This window comes from Streptomyces sp. NPDC005263 (assembly GCF_042872365.1).
GTDB lineage: Bacteria > Actinomycetota > Actinomycetes > Streptomycetales > Streptomycetaceae > Streptomyces.
In genome coordinates this window covers 1-19338 of sequence record NZ_JBIAKJ010000023.1, presented here as the reverse complement: position 1 = coordinate 19338, position 19338 = coordinate 1, and the positions used below count along the sequence as shown (strand labels likewise).

Sequence of the window (19338 nt, the reverse complement as noted above, 5' to 3'; positions counted from 1 at the left end):
GGTTCAGGTGACGTGCTCTGCCTTCAGGCCGTCGATGTCGGCCGGGCTGTATCCCAGGTCGGCCAGGATGGTGTCGGTGTGTTCCCCGGCTGCGGGGACGGCGTCCATGCGCGGGGCCGTACCGGTCAGGTCCACCGGCGGCAGCAGCGCGGGCACCACGGCTCCGCCGGGGATCCGTACGTCCCGCCAGCGGTCCCGGCCGCTGAGCACCGGGTGCGCCAGGAACTCGTTCATGTCGTTCACCCCGGCGCTGGCGATGCCGGCCGCGTCCAGCAGCTTCGTCGCCTCGTGGCTGTCCAGTTCACCGAACCGTTCGGCCACGATCGCGTTCAGCTGCTCGCGGTGGGCGACCCGGGCCGAGCCGGTGGCGAAGCGCGGATCCGTGACGAGCCCCGGCTGGCCCAGGAACCGCTCGCACAGGGCGGCCCATTCCCGCTCGTTCTGGATGGAGAACAACACGTCCTTGCCGTCGGCTGCGGCGTAAGCGCCGTAGGGGGCGATGGTGGCGTGCTGGGTGCCGATGCGGGGCGGCTGGATGCCGAAGTAGCGGGTGTAGTAGGCGGGTTGGTTCATCCACTCGGCCAGTGCCTCGAACAGGGAGACCTCCACGGCACGGGCGACTCCGGTGGCGGCCCGGGTGAAGAGGGCGGTGAGGATGCCGGAGTAGGCGTACATGCCGGCGGCGACGTCGGCGATCGAAACCCCCACCCGGGCGGAGCCGTGTTCGTTGCCGGTGAGGGAGACCAGGCCGGTCTGGCACTGCACCAGCAGGTCGTACGCCTTACGGTCCGCCCAGGGGCCGGTGGAGCCGTAGCCGGAGATCGAGCACGGGATCAGCGAAGGGAAGCGCTCGGCGAGGGCCTCGGCGCCCAGGCCCATCCTGCTCGCCGCACCTGGTGCCAGGTTCTGTACGAACACGTCGGCCCCGGCTAGCAGTTGCTCCAGGACGCCCCCTCCCGCGTCCGACTTCAGGTCGAGGGTGATGGACTCCTTCGACCGGTTGAGCCACACGAAGTAGCTGGACTGGCCGTGCACCGTGGTGTCGTACCGGCGGGCGAAGTCGCCCCCGCCCGGCCGCTCCACCTTGATCACCCGTGCGCCGAGGTCGGCGAGCTGGCGGGTGGCGAAGGGAGCGGCCACCGCCTGCTCGATACTGACGACGGTGATGCCGGCGAGCGGCAGTGCTTCGGGGTGCTCGGACATGAAGTGCTCTCCAGAGGGTGCGGTCCCGTACCGGAGTACCATCATTGATGCTCATGACCGTCTAGGTGAAATAGCAATATGTAATGCCACCATGCGCGACCCGGATGGACGCGGAAAGAAGACCCCCTTGGACATCAAGCAGCTCAAGGCGATCGTCACGGTCGCCGAAGTGGGCAGCGTCACGCGCGCCGCGGACCTGCTGCACCTGGTGCAGCCCGCAGTCACCCGGCAGATCCGCACCCTGGAGCAGGAACTCGGCATCCCGCTCTTCGAGCGCACCGGGCAGGGCATGCGCCCCACCGAGGCCGGGACGATCATGGTGGACCGGGCGCGGCGCGCGCTGAACGAGCTGGAGCGGGCCCGCGCCGAGGTGCAGCCGACCCCGGGTGTGGTGACCGGCATCGTCACCCTCGGTCTGCTGGAGAGCACCAGCGACCTGTTGGCCGAACCGCTCGTGACGACCCTCGCCCGTGACCATCCCGGCGTCGAGCTCCGTCTCATGACCGCCTACTCGGGGCACCTGCAGCAGTGGCTCGACGACGGCGACCTGGACCTGACGCTGCTGTACAACCTGGACAGCACCCCCTCGCTCAACGCCCACCCGCTGCTGCGCGAGCGACTGTGGGCGGTCGCCCCCGCGTCGGCCGGCCTCCGCGCCGACCATCCCGTTCCGTTCGCGGAGGCGGCGAAACACCCGCTCGTCATGCCCGCCTCGGGGCACGCACTGCGCCGGCTGATCGACGCGGCGGCGGGGCGGTCCGGGGCCTCCATGGACGTCATCGTGCAGACCAACTCCATGCGCGTGCAGAAGCAACTCGTCCAGGCGGGGCACGGCTGGACCGTCCTGCCCGGTGTGGGTATCGCCGACGATGTCGCACGAGGCACGCTGAGCGCCGCCCCGCTGAGCGAGCCTCATGTGTGGCGCTCGGTCGTCCTCGGCACACCGCGGTTCGGGCGCACCCCGCCCGCCGTGGAGGTCGTCGCACGCGAGTTGGTCCGCCAGATCAACTCCGCGGTGGTGCACGGCAGATGGCCCTCTGCTCAGGTCCGGGGAGACGAGGGTCCCGCCGAGGCTGAGTGACTCGCCCGCCGCAACGTCCAGGATCGTCCGAGAAACCTGTGGGGACACCCATGACTGACACCGGTCACCAGCTCGACGCCGTCGCCCATGCCCAGGACGGCACGGCACTGGCCTGCCAGCAGCGGGGAGACGGATACCCGCTGATCCTCCTTGCCGGACAGGCGAACAACCATCACTGGTGGGACGGCGTACGAGAGGACTTTCACGCCACGCACTCCACCATCACCTTCGACTACCGAGGCACCGGCGCCAGCGACAAGCCCCAAGGGCCATATGCGACAGAGCAGTTCGCGGAGGACGTGATCGCCGTCCTCGACCGCCTCGGCATCGAGAACGCCGACGTCTACGGGACCTCCATGGGCGGCCGGGTCGCCCAGTGGGTCGCCGCCCAGCACCCGGACCGGGTCCGGCGCCTCGTCCTCGGCTGCACCTCCCCCGGCGGACCGCACGCCGTGGAGCGCGACGCCTCGGTACGGCGGGCCCTGGCCCAGGCCGACCCGGATGCCGTCCGCGAGGCGCTGATCGACCTGATGTATTCCCCCGCCTGGCGCACCGCCCATCCCGGCCCCTACACCACGCTCGGCGACCCCGACATGCCCCCGCACGCGCGCCGCGGCCACCTGCTGGCGAGCAACGGGCACGCCGCCTGGGACGTACTGCCCCTCATCACCGCGCCCACCCTGATCCTGCACGGCGACCAGGACCGGCTCACCCTGCCGGACAACCTCCCGCTGCTCGCCGCCCGTATCCCCGACACCCGGACACACCTGTTCCCGGGCGCCCGGCACGCCTACTTCGAGGAATGCCGCGCGGAGGCCAGTGCTCTCGTCGCGGCGTTCCTCAGCGGGGTCTCGTAGCGGACCCCAGGTCACAGGGCCGCGATCGCTCGGCATGCGCGCGACGCATACGGATATCACATTTTTCTATTGTTCAACATCATTCATCAGCGTTCATGATGCTGGGTACTTGAGCCGACCGAGCACGGAGTCGCTACGGATGAGTCAGACACAAGCCCCAGCCCCTTCCTGGCAGGAGAACGTGTTCGCCGCGTTGAAGAAGCGCGGCGTCCAGCAGATCGCCTACGTCCCGGACTCCGGCCACTCCCACGCCATCCTTGAGGCGCAGCGCGACCCCGCCATCCACGACGTGGTGCTCACCACCGAGGAGGAGGGCGTAGCCGTCGTCAGCGGGGCCTGGCTGGGCGGGCAGAAGGCGGTGCTGCTCATGCAGAGCAGCGGCGTCGGCAACTGCGTCAACATGTTCTCCCTGCTGCAGATGTGCCAGTTCCCCTTCCTCACGCTGGTGACCATGCGCGGCGAGCACGCCGAGTTCAACCCCTGGCAGAGCCCCATGGGCCGCACCACCCAGCAGGCCCTGGAACTCATGGGCATCACCGTCCTGCGCGCCGACCACCCCGAAGACGTCGAGGAGACCGTCGAGGCGGCTCTGGACTCGGTGTTCGAGGCGGGCGAGCGCGTCGCCGTCCTCCTCGGACAGAAGCTGATCGGCCGCAAGAAGTGGGAGCGCAACTGATGACCGCCACCGACACCCTGCCCCGCCTCGACCGGCGCCGCTTCGTCGCCGGCCTGCTCGCCCGTGTCCCCGAGGACACCCTGCTGGTGACCGGCCTCGGTTCGCCCAGCTACGACGTCTTCGCCGCCGGCGACCGCCCCACGAACTTCTACCTCTGGGGCGCGATGGGCGCCGCCGCACCACTCGCCCTCGGCCTCGCCCTCGCCCAGCCGGACCGCCCGGTCGTCGCGATCACCGGCGACGGCGAACACCTCATGGGCATCGGCACACTGGCCACCATCGGCGCCCAACTCCCGCCCAACCTCACCCTCGTCGTCCTCGACAACGCCCACTTCGGCGAGACCGGCATGCAGCCCAGCCACACCCAGCTCGGCACCGACCTCGTCGCCGTCGCCCAGGGCTTCGGCATCCAGGACACTGTGTGCATCACCGACCTCGCCCAGACCGAGGACCTCGCCTCCCGTATCCGTGCGCGCTCGACGACGACGTACGCCCAGGTCCTGATCGACACCACCGAGCCGCCGCGCGCCCTGCCGCCACGTGACGGCGTCGCCAACAAGAACTCCTTCCGCGCCGCACTCGGCCTGAGCACCTTCTAGCCGACGGGAGCCCCCTTCCATGCAGCGCTACGAGATGTTCATCGACGGGAAGACCCGCACGGCCGCCGACGGTGAGTGGTTCCCCACCGACAACCCCTACCTGGGCGCCCCGTGGGCCGAGATCGCCAAGGGCACGCCCCAGGACGTCGACGACGAGGTCCGCGCCGCCCACCGCGCCATGCACACCGGCCCCTGGGCCGAACTCACCGCCAGCGCCCGCGGCGCCCTGCTGCACCGACTCGGCGACACCATCGCCGCGAACGCCCGCCGGCTCGCCGAGATCGAAGTCCGCGACAACGGCAAGCTCTTCACCGAGATGCACGGGCAGGTCTCCTACGTCCCGCAGTGGTTCCACTACTACGGCGGACTCGCCGACAAGATCGAGGGCACCGTGCCGCCGCTCGACAAGAAGGGCTACTTCGCCTACACGAAGAAGGAGCCCGTCGGGGTCGTCGCGGTCATAACGCCGTGGAACTCCCCGCTGTTGCTGCTGGCCTGGAAGATCGCCCCGGCGCTCGCGGCGGGCTGCACCGTGGTGGTGAAGCCGTCCGAGTTCACCTCCGCCTCCACCCTGGAGCTGGCCCGCCTCTTCCACGAGGCGGGGCTGCCCCCGGGCGTGTTCAATGTCGTCACCGGGTTCGGCCAGGACGTCGGTGCCGCACTCGTCGAGCACCCGCTGGTCCGCAAGGTCAGCTTCACCGGCTCGGACGCCACAGGCCGCCGTATCAACGAGTCGGCCGCCCGCGACTTCAAACACGTCAGCCTCGAACTGGGCGGCAAGTCCCCGAACATCGTCTTCAACGACGCCGACTTGGAGGCCGCCGTCAACGGCACCGTCTCCGGCATCTTCGCCGCCACCGGCCAGACCTGCATCGCCGGCTCCCGGCTACTGGTCCAGCAGGACGTGCACGACGAGGTCGTGGGCCGCCTGGTCGACCTCGCCGGCACAGCCCGCATGGGCGATCCGATGGACGAGAACACCCAGGTCGGGCCGATCACCACACCCGCCCAGTACGCCAAGGTCCTCGACTACATCGGCATCGCACAGCAGGAGGGCGCCCAGCTCGCCCTCGGCGGCAAGGCTGCCGACCGTGGCGGCTGGTTCGTCGAACCGACCGTCTTCACCGGCGTGCGCAACAACATGCGCATCGCCCAGGAAGAGGTCTTCGGACCCGTCCTCTGCGTCATCCCCTTCAAGGACGAGGACGAGGCGGTCGCGATCGCCAACGACAGCCGCTACGGCCTCGGCGCGGGCGTGTGGACCGGCGACATCGGCCGCGCGTTCCGCATGGCCGACCACATCCGCTCCGGCACGGTCTGGGTCAACACCTACCGCGCGGTCAGCTACCTGACCCCCTTCGGCGGCTTCAAGGACTCGGGCCTCGGCCGCGAGAACGGCATCGCCGCCCTCACCTCCTACCTGGAGGACAAGAGCGTCTGGATCAACACCGGCGCTCCCACCGGCAACCCTTTCGTCCTGCGCTGAAGGTCCACTCGACTTCGTCCTGCGCTGAAAGGCCGCTCGCCCCCCTGCGCGACACGAGCAACGGAGCTTCCCATGTCGCAGAGCCGCACCTCCGTCCCCGCACGCTCCCAAGTCACCGCCAACGTCATACGTGGCTGTCTGGGCAACCTGATCGAGTGGTACGACTGGTTCGCCTACGCCACCTTCAGCATCTATTTCGCCGCCGTCTTCTTCCCCGAGGGCAACCAGACGGCCCAACTGCTCTCCACCGCCGTCGTCTTCGCCGTCGGCTTCCTGATGCGCCCCCTCGGCGGCTGGCTGCTCGGCGCGTACGCCGACCGGTACGGCCGCCGCCGCGCCCTGACCCTGTCGGTCACGCTGATGAGCGTCGGATCGCTCACCATCGCCCTCACCCCCGGCCACGCCTCCATCGGCCTGTGGGCCCCTTTCCTGCTGGTCATGGCTCGCCTGCTCCAAGGGCTCTCCGTGGGAGGCGAGTTCGGCTCCAGCGCCTCCTATCTCGCCGAGGTCGCCCCGCCGGGCCGGCGCGGCTTCTACTCCAGCTTCCAGTACGTCTCCATCGTGCTCGGCCAACTCACCGCCCTGCTGGTGGCCATCGTGCTGCAGAACCTGCTCACCGACGGCCAGTTGGAGAGCTGGGGCTGGCGCATCCCGTTCGTGATCGGCGCGCTGGCGGGCCTGGTCGTGATGTACCTGCGCCGCACGATGGAGGAGTCCCAGCACTTCCAGCAGGAACAGGCGAAGGCCGTCCATCAGGATCCGGACGTCAGGGAACGCAAGGGACTGCGCGCCCTGTTCACCGAGTACCCGCGCCAGGTCCTCGCCGTCTTCGGGCTCGCCATCGGCGGCACCGTCGCCTTCTACACGTACACCACGTACCTGCAGAAGTACCTGGTGAACACGGCCGGCATCCCGAAGTCGACGGTCTCCGTCATCGGCTTCTGCGCCCTGTTCGTCTACATGCTGCTGCAACCCGTCGCGGGCCATCTGTCCGACCGCTTCGGCCGCCGCCAGGTGATGTTCGTCTTCTCCGTCAGCGGCATGCTCCTGACCGTCCCGATCATGACCGTCCTCGGTGGCACGAGCAGTCCGTGGATCGCGTTCCTCCTGATGACCGTCGCGCTGACCTTCCTCAGCGGGTACTCGGCGCTAGCCGCCATCATCAAGGCGGAGATGTTCCCCACCAAGGTCCGGGCGCTCGGCGTGGGCCTGCCGCACGCCCTGGTCACCGCCACCTTCGGCGGCCTGACCGAACCGATCGCGCTGGCCCTGAAGGACAGCGGCCACGAGACCACCTTCTTCTGGTACGTCACCGCGTGCATCGCCCTGACCTTCCTGGCCACCCTCCTCGTACCCGAACCGTCACGGACCTCCCTGCTGGAGACCGCCGACGCTCCGGCCGCCCCGGCCCCGACGAAGGCCGCACCGCTCACCTGACCCCAGGCCTGCCCCGTACCCAAGGACAGAAGGATGACGCATCCAACCCCACCCCCTCTCGGCTCATACGTGGAGTCCTGGACTCCAGGTCCGGTCACAGACGAAGACCCCCTGCCCACCGGCCCGGTGGCCGCCCTGTCGGCCGTTCTGAACCTGCCCGGCCCGGTCGCGAAGGCCGGGGATCCCCTCCCCCCGCTGTGGCACTGGCTGTACTTCCTCACCTGGCCCGCCGGGCGGGACCTCGGCGCCGACGGCCACCCGCGGGGCGGCCACTTCTCGCCGCCTCTCCCTCAGCGGCAACGCATGTGGGCGGGCGGCCGCTGCGAGATCACCCGGCCGCTCCGCCTCGGCGAACCGACCGAACGCATCAGCCGCCTCCGCGCGGTGACGGCCAAGCAGGGCCGCACCGGAGAGATGCTGTTCGTCACCGAACGCCGTGAGTTCCGCCAGCAGGGCCGTGTCTGCCTGGTGGAGGAGCAGGACATCGTCTACCGGTCCGGGCGCACGGCGGGACAGCACCCGACCGCCCTCGACCAATCCGCCTTCCCCCACCCCGACGCCCCGTGGCAGCTTCCGCTGCGCCCGGATCCGGCCCTGCTGTTCCGGTTCAGCGCCCTCACCGCGAACGCCCACCGCATCCACTACGACACGCCCTACGCCCAGGGCGAGGAGGGCTACCCGGGAATCGTCGTCCACGGCCCGCTGCTCGCCCTGCTCATGCTCGAACTGCCCCGGCGCCACGCCCCCGATCGGCCCGTGCGCTCGCTGTCCTACCGGCTCCGGCGGCCGGTGTTCGCCGGCGAACGACTGGCCGCCTGCGGCGCCCCCGCGGACGATCGCGCCGATCTGCACATCGCCACCCACCGGGAAGACCGGCACGCCACGGCCGAGGTGACTTTCCAATGACCTCGCCGCACGACCGGATCACCGCCGCGACGAGCCTGCTCTTCGTCCCGGGACACCGGCCCGACCGCTTCGACAAGGCGGCCTCCTCCGGCGCCGATCTGGTCATCATCGACCTGGAGGACGCCGTCGCCGCCGAGGACAAGGACCGCGCCCGGCACAACGCAGCCGCCTGGCTCGCCCTCGGCAACCGGGCGGTCGTACGGATCAACCCACCCGGTACCCCTTGGTCCGAGGCCGACCTCACCATGGCCGCCCACCACGGCGGCCCGGTCATGGTGCCCAAGGCCGAGGACCCCGCCGTACTCGCGGAACTCGCCACGCGTACGGCTGGACGGTGTGCTCTCGTGCCGCTCATCGAGACGGCCCTCGGCGTGGAGCGGGCCCGCGAGGTGTGCGCCGCGCCCGGTGTCGCCCGGGCCGCCTTCGGCAACGTCGACCTCGCCGCCCAGCTCGGCGTCGCCCACGACGACCGCACGGCACTGACCTGCGCCCGCTCCAGACTGGTCCTCGCCTCGGCCGCCGCCGGCATCGGCCCGCCGGTCGACGGCGTCACCACCGCCGTACGGGACACGGAGGCCCTCGACGCCGACATCGCCCACGCCCGACGCCTGGGCTTCACGGGCAAGCTCTGCATCCACCCGTACCAACTCTCCTACGTGGCCGACGGATTCGCGCCGACGGCGGACGAACTGCGCTGGGCCCGCACCGTCGTCGGCGCCGGTGACTCCGTCACGACCGTCGACGGGCAGATGATCGACCGGCCGGTCCTGGAGCGTGCACGGCGCCTCCTGGTGCTCGCCCGCGAACCGCACACCGCGCCCTGACACCGCCCGACGGGCGGCGAACCGCACCGAGGCACTGAAGCACCGCGGTGTGTACGCACCGGAGGCAGGCGGCGATTGAGGGCGCCGCCTGCCTCCGGCTGTCCGCCGACGTCGGGGGGTCTACGACATCGTTGTCAGCACTCACGCGCTTTCGGTACACCCTGAGCACGGGCGCGGCCACCTTCGGCCCGAGCCGCAGCGCCGCGAGGGCGGCACGCCGCACCCGGACCGCGGCGGTGGCCGCGTGACTGGACTCGCCGCAGCTCGTGGCCCGTCGTAAAGGGGCGCGTCCAGCACGGTGGCCCAGCAGGTGCTGTGTGCCTTCACCTCGCTCAGGGCGGCTTCGTACTCTGCTCGCCCGGATCTGCGCAGCCTGTCCCGAGGGGCCCCAACTGGCTGCCGCTGTCGAAGGCTTCGCCGAACTCCTGACGACTTGCGCAGGAAATGCAGACGTACTCTCGCGCTGGATCGTCCAGGTCCGCGCAGTCGATCTGCCTCAGGTGCACGCCTTCGCCCGGGGCCTGGAGCGGGACCACGCGGCCGTGATCGCCGCGCTCACGCTTCCGTACAGCAACGGCCCCACTGAGGGCGTCAACACCAAGACCAGGCGGATCGCCGTCTGCGGTCTGCCCTGACTGGCCGGTGTGGGCTGTCAGTTGCCGAACAACTGCAGGGCGCTGAGCCAGATTGCCCACGGGTTCACACGCTCGGGGTAGCGCTGCTTCATCGCGTTGAAGAATTCCGTGGGGTTCGTGGACTGCTCGAGGACGACGGCGCCGCCGTCGAGATAGCGCCGCGTTTCGTCGATGTCCGATGCGGGATTTCCGCGTTGGGTGTCCTTGTGACCGGCCACCACGAACCGTGGCTTCAAGGCAGCGACCTGGTCGAGGGCCCGGTGCCACGCGTCCAGGCCGCCGTCTCGGCCTTCTCCGAGGTACTGGTGGAAGTTGTTGTAGACGACGTCACCGGCTATGACCAGGTCCAGTGAGGGCACGTGCAGCACGCTGGTGTCGTCGGTGTCGGAGTGGCCGACCTCGTGCGCGACGAGGTCGTGCCCGTCGAGGAGCAGCCCGCCGGCTGGGAACACGGAGCCCTGGACAGTCAGCGGAGGCTCGGGAAGGGCGTCGCCGAAGATGTCGCTGTACACGCCGGCCAGCACTCCGCCAGGTGTCTGGCGGGCGATGCCCGCGAGCACTGCGTCGCTCGCGACGACCGTCACGTCGGGGAACCGGCGGAGCAGGTAATTCGTGGTCGCGAAGTGGTCGAAGTGCGCGTGGGTCACATAGATGTAGCGCAGAGCCACATCATGGCTTTCCACCCATGTGATGAGCGTGTCGGCCTGCCCGCGTGTGACCGGCGGGTCGGTCAGCAGCGCCTCGTTCTTCCCGTAGATGAGCGCGTGCGACATCGATGACCAAAGGGACGGCCCGTCGTCCGGCCGTGGCGGAGCCGCAACCGTGACCGGCTCCATGTCCGAGACGAAGACCTCATAGCGAAGGTCGGTGCTGCTCATCGGATTTCTGCCCGTCCGCCTGCCGCGGCGAGGCTCTCCCGCCGCGGGAAATGCTTGCCGTACGCGGTGCCGGCGACGTGCATCGCAACACCGTCCCCGACCACACCGCTCGCTGCGGATGCGGGCGCATTGGCCGTGCGCCCCGGGCCGGGATTCCCTCTCTCCGGGTGAGTGATCACAGTCCATCCTCTCCATCGTTGTGACATAAGCGTACGGCTGACACTTCTGTCAGTGCAAGGGTGGAGCTCGCTGTCTCCGTAAAAAGGTCGTCGGCGTGCCACATGCAAAATATGTACACTTGTGTCATGGAGAAGGACGGGAAAGGCGATCCCGACGTCGGTGCCGCGCATGCGGGCGGCGACGGCAATAGCCGCTTCGGCGTCGCGGTGGCGCCTGGTGAGCTGCGGATCGTTCAGGACCTGCTGAACACCCCTTCCATCCGGAGGGCAGGCGGCGATGTTCCGGACCTCCTGGACGCGCCGGACACGGCGGCGCGGTGGCTGGATGCCTACGGGGTCGCGGGCGACAGCCCGGGCGTGGGCGATCTGCGGACGCTGCGTGACGCGATACGGCGGTCGTTGGTCGAGCGCGACCACGAACCGGATCGCGACGACGGCGCCAGGCCGGTAGCCGTCGAATCAGTCGCCCGCGTTCGCCTCGAAGCGGATGGAACCGTGAGACTCGTGCCGGGCTCGGTGGGCATTCCCGCGCTCGGCCAACGGGTGCTCCTGGCGATCTACGACGCCCAACTCGCTGGAACGTGGCGGCGCTTGAAACTGTGCCGTAATCCGCTGTGCGCGGTGGCCTTCTGGGACAACTCCCGCAACACCAGCGGTGTCTGGCACGACGTGCGCACCTGCGGCAACGTCGCCAACCTGCGGAAATCGCGTGCGCGGAGGGGGCGACCGGGCCGGAACCTCCCGACAAGTTGACCGGACCAGTGGGTGGGTGGGACAGGTTCCGGGCGGCGGGCGAGGGGATCGGGGCGCTTGGTCAGCCGGTTGCGCTCGGCGAGGGCCTCCACACCGCGCCGCCGTCATTGCGGCGGTGACGTCCAGCGGGAGACGGCGGTTGGGGGAGAGGTCGGGGCGGGCGCGGTGCGAGCGTGCGCGGTGGAGCCACCGGCCCGAGGCATCGCAAGGCCTGGCGGCGTTCGTTCCCGGCCGGTCGTTGAGCCTGGGAGGGTCGCGTGGAACTGGGGGCTGCGCTACTTCCGGCTTGGGGAGATGGCGGTCGGGATCAGTGCTACGGAGCTTTCGTCGACTTCGTTTCCGTCGTCGTCGATGAACCCGACGTGCACCGGTCGTTCGGAACCCTCGACCTGGCGCAGGATGCTCGGCCCGTCCGGCCACGGCAGGTGCTTGTCGCCCCATTGCTGCAGTGCGAGCAGGACGACGAGGAGTTCCCGGCCCGCATCCGTGAGCACGTACGAGAAGCGAGCCCGCTCTCCTGGTTCCCGGTAGGGCACCTTCCCCATCACGCCGTATGTGACCAGCGTGTTCAGGCGTTCGGTGAGAACGTCCGGCGCCACACCGAGCCCGCTGCGGAACTCCGAGAATCGGCTCGACCCCGCCACGGCCTCGCGCAGGATCAGAAACGTCCAGCGCTCGCCCAGCACGCCCAGGCTGCGGGCGATGGCGCAGCTGTCATTCGGAATCTTGCCCATGCTGCAAGCCTACCCTGGGTTGTTTCTTCCAACTCAGAGGGTCTAGGTTGGAAAAACCTATCCAGCAGGGAGCTGTGCCATGCAGATCGAAGGACAGACCGCACTGGTCACCGGGGCGAACCGTGGCCTGGGCCGTCACCTGGCGAAGCAGTTGCGCGACCGCGGCGCGACCGTCTACGCAGCCGCCCGCAATCCCGCAGCCGTCGACCTCGACGGCGTGAAGCCGATCGCCCTCGACGTGACCGACCCCGCCTCCATCGCCGCAGCGGCAGAGGCGACTGGCGACGTGTCGATCCTGGTCAACAACGCCGGTTCGGCCACCTACGCGTCGCTGCTGACGGGCGACCTGGCGGACATCCGCCTGGAGATCGACACCCACTACCTCGGCACCTTGGCGGTCACCCGGGCATTCGCCCCCCAGCTCGGCGCTCACGACAGCAGCGCGGTGCTGAACATCCTGTCGGTCGCCTCCTGGGTCAACTTCCCCGACTTCGGTGCCTATTGCGCCGCCAAGTCGGCCGCCTGGTCCATGACGAACGGGCTGCGCCAGGAACTCGCCCCGCAGGGCACCCAGGTCTCGGCGCTGCACGTCGGGTACATGGACACCGACATGACCTCCGGCCTCGACGCGCCGAAGGCCGACCCCGGGGACATCGCACGCATCGCCCTCGACGGTGTCGCCGACGGCACCCCTGAGATCGTCGCCGACGAGACCAGCAGGACCGTGCTCGCGGGTCTGTCCGGAGGCGTCGGCGCGCTCTACCCGCAGTTCGGGACGCGGAATGGCACGCCCGCTTACGTCATCGTCAACTTCGATGTGCTCGACGAGGAAGCCGGCGCGGCCTACGCGGCCGTGGCCCAGCAGTCCATCCGCAGCCACGGCGGCCACTACGTGGTCGCGGGACCCGCTCCCAAGCCCGTCGAAGGCACCTGGGACTCCTCGGGGTTCGTGGTGATCGAGTTTCCCGACATGGACCGGATCCGGGAGTGGTACGACTCCGCCGAGTACCGGCGGGCCCGGGAGATACGAGAAGGCAAGGCCCGGGTGACCATGCTGTTTGCCGAGGGCGCACCGCCTGAGGGGCTCTCCCGCCCGGCTTAGAAGCCATCTCATTTGGCGACCAAAAGAACCCTGAAGTCGCTTGTGAGGGTCGGTGATTGGGCGGTTGTATGGCGTCGTGAGTGACTACTGGACGCCGGCCCATCACGCGGTGGAGCACGATGATGTGGAGACCTTGGCCGGGCTGCTAGCCAAGGGAGCTGACCCGGACGAGGTCTTCGGCAACATGACGCTGTTGACGCACGCGATCGACATGGAGGGGGACGGAGCCTTGCAAACCGGGCATCCGTTGTCCGTGCACACCACGGCGGTGCTGCTGGCCTTCGGTGCAGCTCCACAGCTCGCGGATCCCGATGGGCAAACCCCCATGGACCTGGCCGAGCACTATTGCCATGACTTGGCGATCGAGCTACTACAGCGGCACTTCAGCAGGTGAGTTTGCGGTAGCAGATGAGGGTGCAGGCGATGCTGGTGAAGGCGAGGAAGTGCTCGGCTTTGCGCTCGTAGCGGCGGTGCAAGCGACGGCATCCGGCGAGCCAGGACATCGTGCGTTCTATGGTCCAGCGGTAGCGGCCCAGACGGGTCGAGGACTCGATGCCCTTGCGGGCGATGCGGTGCCTGATGCCGCGCCCGCGTAACCATCGCCGCAGGTGGTCGTAGTCGTAGCCCTTGTCGGCGTGGAGTTTTCCCGGCCTGCGTCGCCGGCGTCCACGCCGAGAGCGGATCGGCGGTATCCCCTTCACCAGCGGGATGAGTGCCTGACTGTCGTGCAAGTTCGCCCCGAGATCCCGACGGAAAGGGGCAGACCGGTCCGATCGGTGATCAGATGGATCTTCGATCCCTACTTGCCCCGGTCGACAGGATTCGGACCTGTCAGATCTCCCTTTTCAGAGCTCGCATGTTTACCGAATCGATCGCGCAGCGGGACCAGTCCAGCTCGCCGCGGGAGCCTAGCTCGTCGAGGACCAGGGGGTGGAGCTTGGCCCATACTCTGGCCTTCGTCCACTCGGCAAAGCGCCGGTGAGCTGTCGCTCCCGAGGGTCCGAACGACGCGGACGGCAATTGCTGCCACGTGCAGCCTGATGTGGCCACGAACACGATCGCCGCCAGCACCTCCCGGTCACGGTGCCGCCGCCGGCCGCCTCCCTGAGGCCGCAACGGAGCCTCCGGTACCACTCGCTGAAACAGTTCCCACAACTCATCCGGCACCAGCCGCTCCACGATCGAAACCACGACAGGCAGGCTACCTAGCCAAATGAGATAGCTTCTAAGGTCGGACAGCTGTTGTGCATGAGGTAGGTGTGGATCATGGGGTGGGTCATCCTCGTGTGTTCCAGACGAGGGGGGCTTTGCGGATCCAGGTGTCGTCCTCGATCGTCTGGACGAGGAACTGGGCGAGGGCGGCGCGGTTGATCCGTGCGGCGGGCTTTTCGGTGCCGGCCTCGGCAGCCCGTACGGGGCCACTGAGGGGCTTGTCGGTGAGGGCGACGGCGCGGGCCAGGGTCCAGTCGATGCCTGACGAGGCGCGGACGACCTGGTCGAGGCCGGTGTGGTCCGCGAAGCCCGCCTTGACGTTCGACAGGTTGATGAACGCCTTGACCAGCGGGTTGAGCCGGGCCCAGTCGTCGCCCGCGCCCTGCGTGGACGTCAGCACGATGCGGCGGATGCCCTGCTCGCCCATGACGGTGAGCGTGTTGCGGGCGGCGTCGGTCATGAACATCGGCGGGCTGACCGGCTTGGCCCACGGGTTGTCGGAGGTGCGGGCGTTGGACAGCGCGCTGATCACCCCCTCGGTGCCTTCGGCGGCCTTGCGGAGGTCGTCGATGTTGGCGGGTGTGCCTTGGATCAGTTCGACGCCGGCCGGTGCCTGCACTTTGTCGGGGTTGCGGACGAGGGCGCGGACGTGGTGGCCGCGCCGGGCGGCGTGCTCCAGGACGTGGGCGCCGGTGCGGCCGCTGCCGCCGAGGACCAGGAGGTTGCTCATGGTGATCAAACGCCTTTCGGGCAGTTCAGAGGTGGATCAGGCGGTCGGCCGGCCGGTCAGGGCAGAGCCCAGGCGGCGGGCCTCGTCGTGCGCCTTGGTCAGGGATGCCTCGTGCATCGGAAGCAGCGGGGCCATCATCGGCACGTACGGGGCCATGGTCAGTTCGGGCAGGACCGTCGTCAGGTCGAGGCCGAGGTTGGTCGGGTGGCCCAGGACGGTTTCCAGCGTGGGCACCAGGTGGTCCATGCCGTGCTTGGGGGCGCCGGGGCCGTAGCCGCCGCCGCGTGCGGAGATCACCGTGGCGGGGCGGCCGAGGGTGGGAGGGGCTCCGTCGAAGCTCAGGGTGCGCCCGGCGACCATGATCTGGTCCAGCCATGCCTTGAACACGGACGGCATCGTGAGGTTGTACATCGGCACGGTGAAGAGGTAGGCGTCGGCGCCGAGGAATTCCTCGATCAGCTCGTCCTGGACCGCCGCGGCCTTCGCTTGCTCGGGGGTGTGCTCGGCGGGGTCGGTGGTGCGGGCGGTGATGCCCGCCGCGCTGAGGTGCGGGGCGGGGGAGACGGCCAGGTCGCGGTGGACGACCGCGCCTTTCCACTCGTCACGGAAGGACCGGGCGACCTGACGGGAGACGGATGCCTCGTCGAGCGAGGAGGCGTCGATGTGCAGCAGGTAGGACATGGGGAAGTCAGCCTTTCGACATGATCAAGGGTGTGTCGTGGGGTGAACGGTGGAGGTCAGCTGCGGGCCGGTACGGCGCAGCCGTCGGGGCCGCAGACCGCAGCGTCGCCGTCGGTCGCGAGGGTGAGCGGGTGGGATGCGTCCCAGGCCGTGCGCAGCACGTCGAGAAGGCCGTCGCTGTCCTGGGCCCCGGGGATGCCGTACCTGCCGTCGACGACGATGAAGGGCGCGCCGGTGGCACCCAGGCGCTGGGCGCGGGCGGCATCGTCGCCCACCTGCCGCTGGTAGCGGTGCTCGGTGAGCGCCCGGCGGGTGCCCTCGCGGTCCAGGCCGATCTCCAGGCCCAGGTCGAGCAGGTCGTCCAGGCTGAAGACGGGGCGGGCCTGACCGAAGTAGGCACGGAAGATCGCGTCCCAGGCTTCGCGGTTCTTGCCCTCGGCGGAGGCGTGGGCGAGGAACTCGTGCGCCAGATCGGTGTTGGCGACCAGGTTGTCCAGCACCCTGTAGGGGGTGAGTCCCTCGGCCTCGGCCAGCGCCTCGATCCGACGCGTGGACGCCTCGGCCTGGGAGCCGCCCATGCCGTGCCGGCGCAGCAGCGCGTCACGGACGCTGAACGTCTCACCCACGGGGAAGGAACTGCTCAGCGGGAACGAGTGGTGGACGACCTCCACCTCGTCGCCGTGCTCGAACCGCTCCACGGCCCGGTCCAGACGGTGGCTGCCCAGCCCGCACCAGGGGCAGGTGACCTCGGCCCAGATCTCGATCTTCATGACGCGCGCCTCCCATGCCTGCGCTTGCTTCCTACTTTTTGTTCGTAGCGCCATGATGGGCCAGTATGGAAGTCGATACAAAAGGCACATCGGTGTTCGTGCCGGAGAGGAATGTGCGTCATGGAGGTCACCGGCAGTTCGGGCGGCGCGGCGGCGGTGGGGCCCTGTGCCCGCATCCCCGCCGAGCACATGGAGTTCATCCGGCAGGTCCTCGACCGCGTCGGCGACAAGTGGAGCCTGCTGCTCATCGCGGTGGTGGAGGCCGGCCCGCTGCGCTACACCGACCTGCAGCGCCAGGTCCCCGGAATCTCCCAGCGGATGCTCACCCTCACACTCCGCCAGCTCCACGAGGACGGTCTGATCACCCGCACCGCATACGCGGAGGTGCCACCGCGCGTCGAGTACGCCCTCACCCCGCTGGGGCGCGGCCTCCACGAGATCGTGACATCCCTGATCGGCTGGGCCGCCGACCACCACGACGAGATCCGCGCGCACCGGGCCCGCGCCGCGGCACCAGCAGCCCGGTCCTGAGCTGGTTCTCTTTCTTCCGGCCTCAAACGGTGTCCCGTACTGGGTCGCTCACCTGGGGGTTTGCCGGACAGGGGGCGGCCTTCGTCTGATCCTGTGCTCCGACCAAGGTGCACCTACGAGACGAAGGCCGTGCGGGTGACTCTGCTGCCTGATGTTGTGCGGAGTGATGCGTTCGCGGAAGCGTCACGCTTGCGGGGCGAGTTCTACGAGTGTCTGACCGCTCGGCGCGACGAGTTGTTCGAGCTGACGGATGCGGTGCTGTGTGCGGGCGGTGCGGTGAAGTCCCCGGTGGACCTGACGCTGCTGCCCGAGCACCGGCGTGGGCACGGAGCTATGTACGGCCCGCGGGGCGTGCTTCCATCAGGGCGACGCGGACCAGGTCGCCGTAGTGCTCGGCCGGCGGCCGGGCTTCCCGGCGTCGCGGCATGGCCTACTCGCCCTTGAGGAGCTGGACGAGCTGCTCGTCCAGGGTGAACTCGCCATTGTCGAGGGCGCCTTCGAGCCAGTCCGCCGCCGCACGGACCCGGCCGATCTGTCGGCGGACGGTCTCGCGCTCGTCCTCGGTGAACTCCTGCCCACGCAGCTGCGGGATCAGCCGACCCAGGGTGGCGACGAAACCGTGGCAGGAGCCGACCAGGTCGAGGTACTCGATGGTGTGCTCGATCGCGCGGACGGCCGGAGTGCGTTGCCGGATCCGCTCGCGCGTCTCGTTCGAGTTGTCGAACTGCGCACGGTTGACGAGCATCCGGGTGGTGTCGTCCCGCATCGCCGTCCGGGCGACGGCCGGCTGACGCAACAAGCCGGTCGTGACCTCCTTCGCGACCGTGTCGTCCCTGGTCAGCTCCGTGACAACCCGCACCCGCTCAGCTGGAGTGACGTGCTCGGTCACCGCCGGCCGCTTCAGCAGATCGGTGGCAACCTGCGCGGCGACCTCGTCCACAACCGAGGCCAGGATGCGATGGACGGTGAACGACACCCCCTCCTTGCGACGTCCCTTCGGCCACCGGTTGGCGGTGTAGCGCCAGTCCTCGACCGTCCGCCGCTCGACGCCGATGTCGTCCGCGAACATCTGCAACGACTCCGTCACCGTGAACAGGTCGTCCGTGCCGTTCGGCATCGACCCGCCCACCGACCTCATCGGCTCGATCTCCAGAGCCATGTCCCCCAAAGCGAACTGCGCGCGGGCGATCTGCGCGATCAGGTCCTTCGCCTGGGTGACGAGCTGTTCGTAACGCTGTCGGGTGACATTCCCAACCCGGTCGGCCACGTCGGCCATGAAGACCACCGCCCTTGCCCGGGCCCGGTCCGGCCACCACGACGTGACCGGTCAAAGGGGCCCCGGCCCCGGTCACCGTCCACCGTGACGCGGGCGCGACACGCCGGGGCAGAGCGTGAACCAGGGGCGCTCGAAGCACCCGTCAGTCGCTCCCAACTCCCCTGCAAAACGGAGGGTGTTCGAGGTGTTCGCGAGGAGTTCGGCTACAGCGTTTCCGTAACGCCGTTCCGCGACGCCCGCCGCTGACGGCATGCCCTCACCCGGCAACGGTTCGAGCAGTACACAGCCGCCCTCGACCGCTCCACCCCCACCGTCCACGACCCGCCACATACCGGGCACTCCACCTGCTCGCCACGCTGTATCGCGATGACTCGCTCACGGGTCTTCTGACGCCTCCGCCATCGCCTTGACTTGCACCGACCTGAACAGAACAGTGCCTCCGCCGCCATCGTCTGCGGCAGTGGATCACCGCACTCCCGGCAATACCGCCGAGCCGTCTTGTCAGCCCCCACAACCCAGATGATCCAGCCGTACACACCTCACGGCCAGGGATCAAAAACACCTACTAACAACGGCTGACACAAAGTGGTGGGTGGTTCCTGGCTGCCGTGACTGGTGCGGGAGTTGAGCGTTCGGTCTGGTGTGGGGACGTCGCCGTGGATCGTGTCGGATGAGTTGTGGGACCGCGTGGAGCCGCTGCTGCCGCAGCGTGAGCGCAGGTTCCGGTATCCCGGCCGCAGGCCGTTGCCGGACCGGGATGTGCTGTGCGGGATCTTGTACGTGCTGCA

General features: G+C 69.1%; 20 protein-coding genes and 4 pseudogenes. 16 read left to right on the top strand and 8 right to left on the bottom strand.

From position 1 onward, the window contains the following. Nucleotides 1–3 precede the first annotated feature (3 nt). Nucleotides 4–1203 carry a CaiB/BaiF CoA transferase family protein gene (locus ACFYRY_RS42360; RefSeq protein ID WP_389158691.1) on the bottom strand — a complete coding sequence of 400 codons (1200 nt, stop codon included), beginning with the start codon at nucleotides 1201–1203 and terminating at the stop codon, nucleotides 4–6. Between the two features lie 91 nt (nucleotides 1204–1294). On the opposite strand from ACFYRY_RS42360, the gene ACFYRY_RS42355 reads away from it, so the two are divergent. The 9 genes and pseudogenes from ACFYRY_RS42355 to ACFYRY_RS42315 all read left to right on the top strand — a co-directional run. Further along, entirely contained in the window at nucleotides 1295–2284 is a 990-nt protein-coding gene (locus tag ACFYRY_RS42355) for a LysR family transcriptional regulator (protein WP_389158688.1), read from the top strand. A gap of 50 nt (nucleotides 2285–2334) precedes the next feature. Beyond that, nucleotides 2335–3141: an alpha/beta fold hydrolase gene (locus tag ACFYRY_RS42350; RefSeq protein WP_389158685.1), complete on the top strand. Its 807-nt coding sequence runs from the start codon at nucleotides 2335–2337 to the stop codon at nucleotides 3139–3141. A gap of 139 nt (nucleotides 3142–3280) precedes the next feature. Next, complete coding sequence (locus ACFYRY_RS42345; protein WP_389158683.1) at nucleotides 3281–3817, top strand: phosphonopyruvate decarboxylase; 537 nt, start codon at nucleotides 3281–3283, stop codon at nucleotides 3815–3817. Next, nucleotides 3817–4416, top strand: a complete 600-nt coding sequence (locus ACFYRY_RS42340) for a thiamine pyrophosphate-dependent enzyme (RefSeq protein ID WP_389158680.1) — start codon at nucleotides 3817–3819, stop codon at nucleotides 4414–4416. Before ACFYRY_RS42345 ends, ACFYRY_RS42340 begins: the two co-directional genes overlap by 1 nt. A gap of 19 nt (nucleotides 4417–4435) precedes the next feature. Further along, nucleotides 4436–5902 (top strand): aldehyde dehydrogenase, encoded by a 1467-nt coding sequence (locus ACFYRY_RS42335; RefSeq protein ID WP_389158677.1) that lies wholly within the window; start codon nucleotides 4436–4438, stop codon nucleotides 5900–5902. A 72-nt stretch (nucleotides 5903–5974) separates the two neighbouring features. Beyond that, on the top strand, nucleotides 5975–7339 hold the full coding sequence (locus tag ACFYRY_RS42330; RefSeq protein WP_389158674.1) for an MFS transporter: 1365 nt from the start codon (nucleotides 5975–5977) through the stop codon (nucleotides 7337–7339). A 33-nt stretch (nucleotides 7340–7372) separates the two neighbouring features. Further along, nucleotides 7373–8245 (top strand): hypothetical protein, encoded by an 873-nt coding sequence (locus tag ACFYRY_RS42325; RefSeq protein ID WP_389158671.1) that lies wholly within the window; start codon nucleotides 7373–7375, stop codon nucleotides 8243–8245. Further along, on the top strand, nucleotides 8242–9069 hold the full coding sequence (locus ACFYRY_RS42320; RefSeq protein ID WP_389158668.1) for an HpcH/HpaI aldolase/citrate lyase family protein: 828 nt from the start codon (nucleotides 8242–8244) through the stop codon (nucleotides 9067–9069). The genes ACFYRY_RS42325 and ACFYRY_RS42320 overlap by 4 nt, the downstream gene beginning before the upstream one ends. 254 nt (nucleotides 9070–9323) lie before the next feature. Continuing rightward, nucleotides 9324–9704, top strand: a pseudogene (locus tag ACFYRY_RS42315) (transposase); the annotation flags it as partial. Between the two features lie 17 nt (nucleotides 9705–9721). Here ACFYRY_RS42315 and ACFYRY_RS42310 read toward each other — a convergent pair. Beyond that, entirely contained in the window at nucleotides 9722–10582 is an 861-nt protein-coding gene (locus ACFYRY_RS42310) for an MBL fold metallo-hydrolase (RefSeq protein WP_389158665.1), read from the bottom strand. Nucleotides 10583–10887: 305 nt separating this feature from the next. Here ACFYRY_RS42310 and ACFYRY_RS42305 point away from each other — a divergent pair, with 305 nt between their 5' ends. Beyond that, a complete protein-coding gene (locus tag ACFYRY_RS42305) occupies nucleotides 10888–11514 on the top strand; it encodes a CGNR zinc finger domain-containing protein (RefSeq protein ID WP_389158662.1) in 627 nt (208 codons plus the stop codon). 275 nt (nucleotides 11515–11789) lie between these two features. On the opposite strand, the gene ACFYRY_RS42300 is transcribed toward ACFYRY_RS42305, so the two are convergent. Further along, complete coding sequence (locus ACFYRY_RS42300; RefSeq protein ID WP_389158659.1) at nucleotides 11790–12248, bottom strand: winged helix-turn-helix transcriptional regulator; 459 nt, start codon at nucleotides 12246–12248, stop codon at nucleotides 11790–11792. A gap of 79 nt (nucleotides 12249–12327) precedes the next feature. On the opposite strand from ACFYRY_RS42300, the pseudogene ACFYRY_RS42295 reads away from it, so the two are divergent. From ACFYRY_RS42295 to ACFYRY_RS42285, 3 genes and pseudogenes are all read left to right on the top strand, one after another. Continuing rightward, nucleotides 12328–13017 (top strand): annotated as a pseudogene (locus tag ACFYRY_RS42295) (SDR family oxidoreductase); the annotation flags it as partial. A 33-nt stretch (nucleotides 13018–13050) separates the two neighbouring features. Continuing rightward, on the top strand, nucleotides 13051–13350 hold the full coding sequence (locus ACFYRY_RS42290; protein WP_389158725.1) for a DUF1330 domain-containing protein: 300 nt from the start codon (nucleotides 13051–13053) through the stop codon (nucleotides 13348–13350). A gap of 76 nt (nucleotides 13351–13426) precedes the next feature. Then, on the top strand, nucleotides 13427–13744 hold the full coding sequence (locus ACFYRY_RS42285; RefSeq protein ID WP_389158656.1) for an ankyrin repeat domain-containing protein: 318 nt from the start codon (nucleotides 13427–13429) through the stop codon (nucleotides 13742–13744). On the opposite strand, the pseudogene ACFYRY_RS42280 reads toward ACFYRY_RS42285, so the two are convergent. The 4 genes and pseudogenes from ACFYRY_RS42280 to ACFYRY_RS42265 all read right to left on the bottom strand — a co-directional run bounded on the left by ACFYRY_RS42280 (nucleotide 13734) and on the right by ACFYRY_RS42265 (nucleotide 16743). After that, nucleotides 13734–14529, bottom strand: a pseudogene (locus ACFYRY_RS42280) (IS5 family transposase). The gene ACFYRY_RS42285 and the pseudogene ACFYRY_RS42280 overlap by 11 nt on opposite strands. Nucleotides 14530–14626: 97 nt before the next feature. Next, a complete protein-coding gene (locus ACFYRY_RS42275; protein WP_389158653.1) occupies nucleotides 14627–15292 on the bottom strand; it encodes an NAD(P)-dependent oxidoreductase in 666 nt (221 codons plus the stop codon). A gap of 36 nt (nucleotides 15293–15328) precedes the next feature. Then, nucleotides 15329–15973, bottom strand: coding sequence for an FMN-dependent NADH-azoreductase (locus ACFYRY_RS42270; RefSeq protein WP_389158650.1), 645 nt, complete (start codon nucleotides 15971–15973; stop codon nucleotides 15329–15331). A 56-nt stretch (nucleotides 15974–16029) separates the two neighbouring features. After that, on the bottom strand, nucleotides 16030–16743 hold the full coding sequence (locus ACFYRY_RS42265) for a DsbA family protein (RefSeq protein WP_389158647.1): 714 nt from the start codon (nucleotides 16741–16743) through the stop codon (nucleotides 16030–16032). Between the two features lie 120 nt (nucleotides 16744–16863). On the opposite strand from ACFYRY_RS42265, the gene ACFYRY_RS42260 reads away from it, so the two are divergent. Both ACFYRY_RS42260 and ACFYRY_RS42255 read left to right on the top strand, forming a co-directional pair. After that, nucleotides 16864–17274 (top strand): helix-turn-helix domain-containing protein, encoded by a 411-nt coding sequence (locus tag ACFYRY_RS42260; RefSeq protein WP_310770652.1) that lies wholly within the window; start codon nucleotides 16864–16866, stop codon nucleotides 17272–17274. 135 nt (nucleotides 17275–17409) lie between these two features. Continuing rightward, nucleotides 17410–17616: pseudogene (locus ACFYRY_RS42255) on the top strand (transposase); the annotation flags it as partial. Between the two features lie 88 nt (nucleotides 17617–17704). Here ACFYRY_RS42255 and ACFYRY_RS42250 read toward each other — a convergent pair. Beyond that, the gene (locus tag ACFYRY_RS42250; RefSeq protein ID WP_389158644.1) at nucleotides 17705–18550 is read right to left on the bottom strand and encodes a DUF6192 family protein; all 846 of its coding nucleotides are present in this window, start codon (nucleotides 18548–18550) and stop codon (nucleotides 17705–17707) included. Nucleotides 18551–19165: 615 nt separating this feature from the next. On the opposite strand from ACFYRY_RS42250, the gene ACFYRY_RS42245 reads away from it, so the two are divergent. Continuing rightward, a partial coding sequence (locus tag ACFYRY_RS42245) for a transposase (RefSeq protein ID WP_389158722.1) occupies nucleotides 19166–19338 on the top strand: 173 nt, incomplete at its 3' end.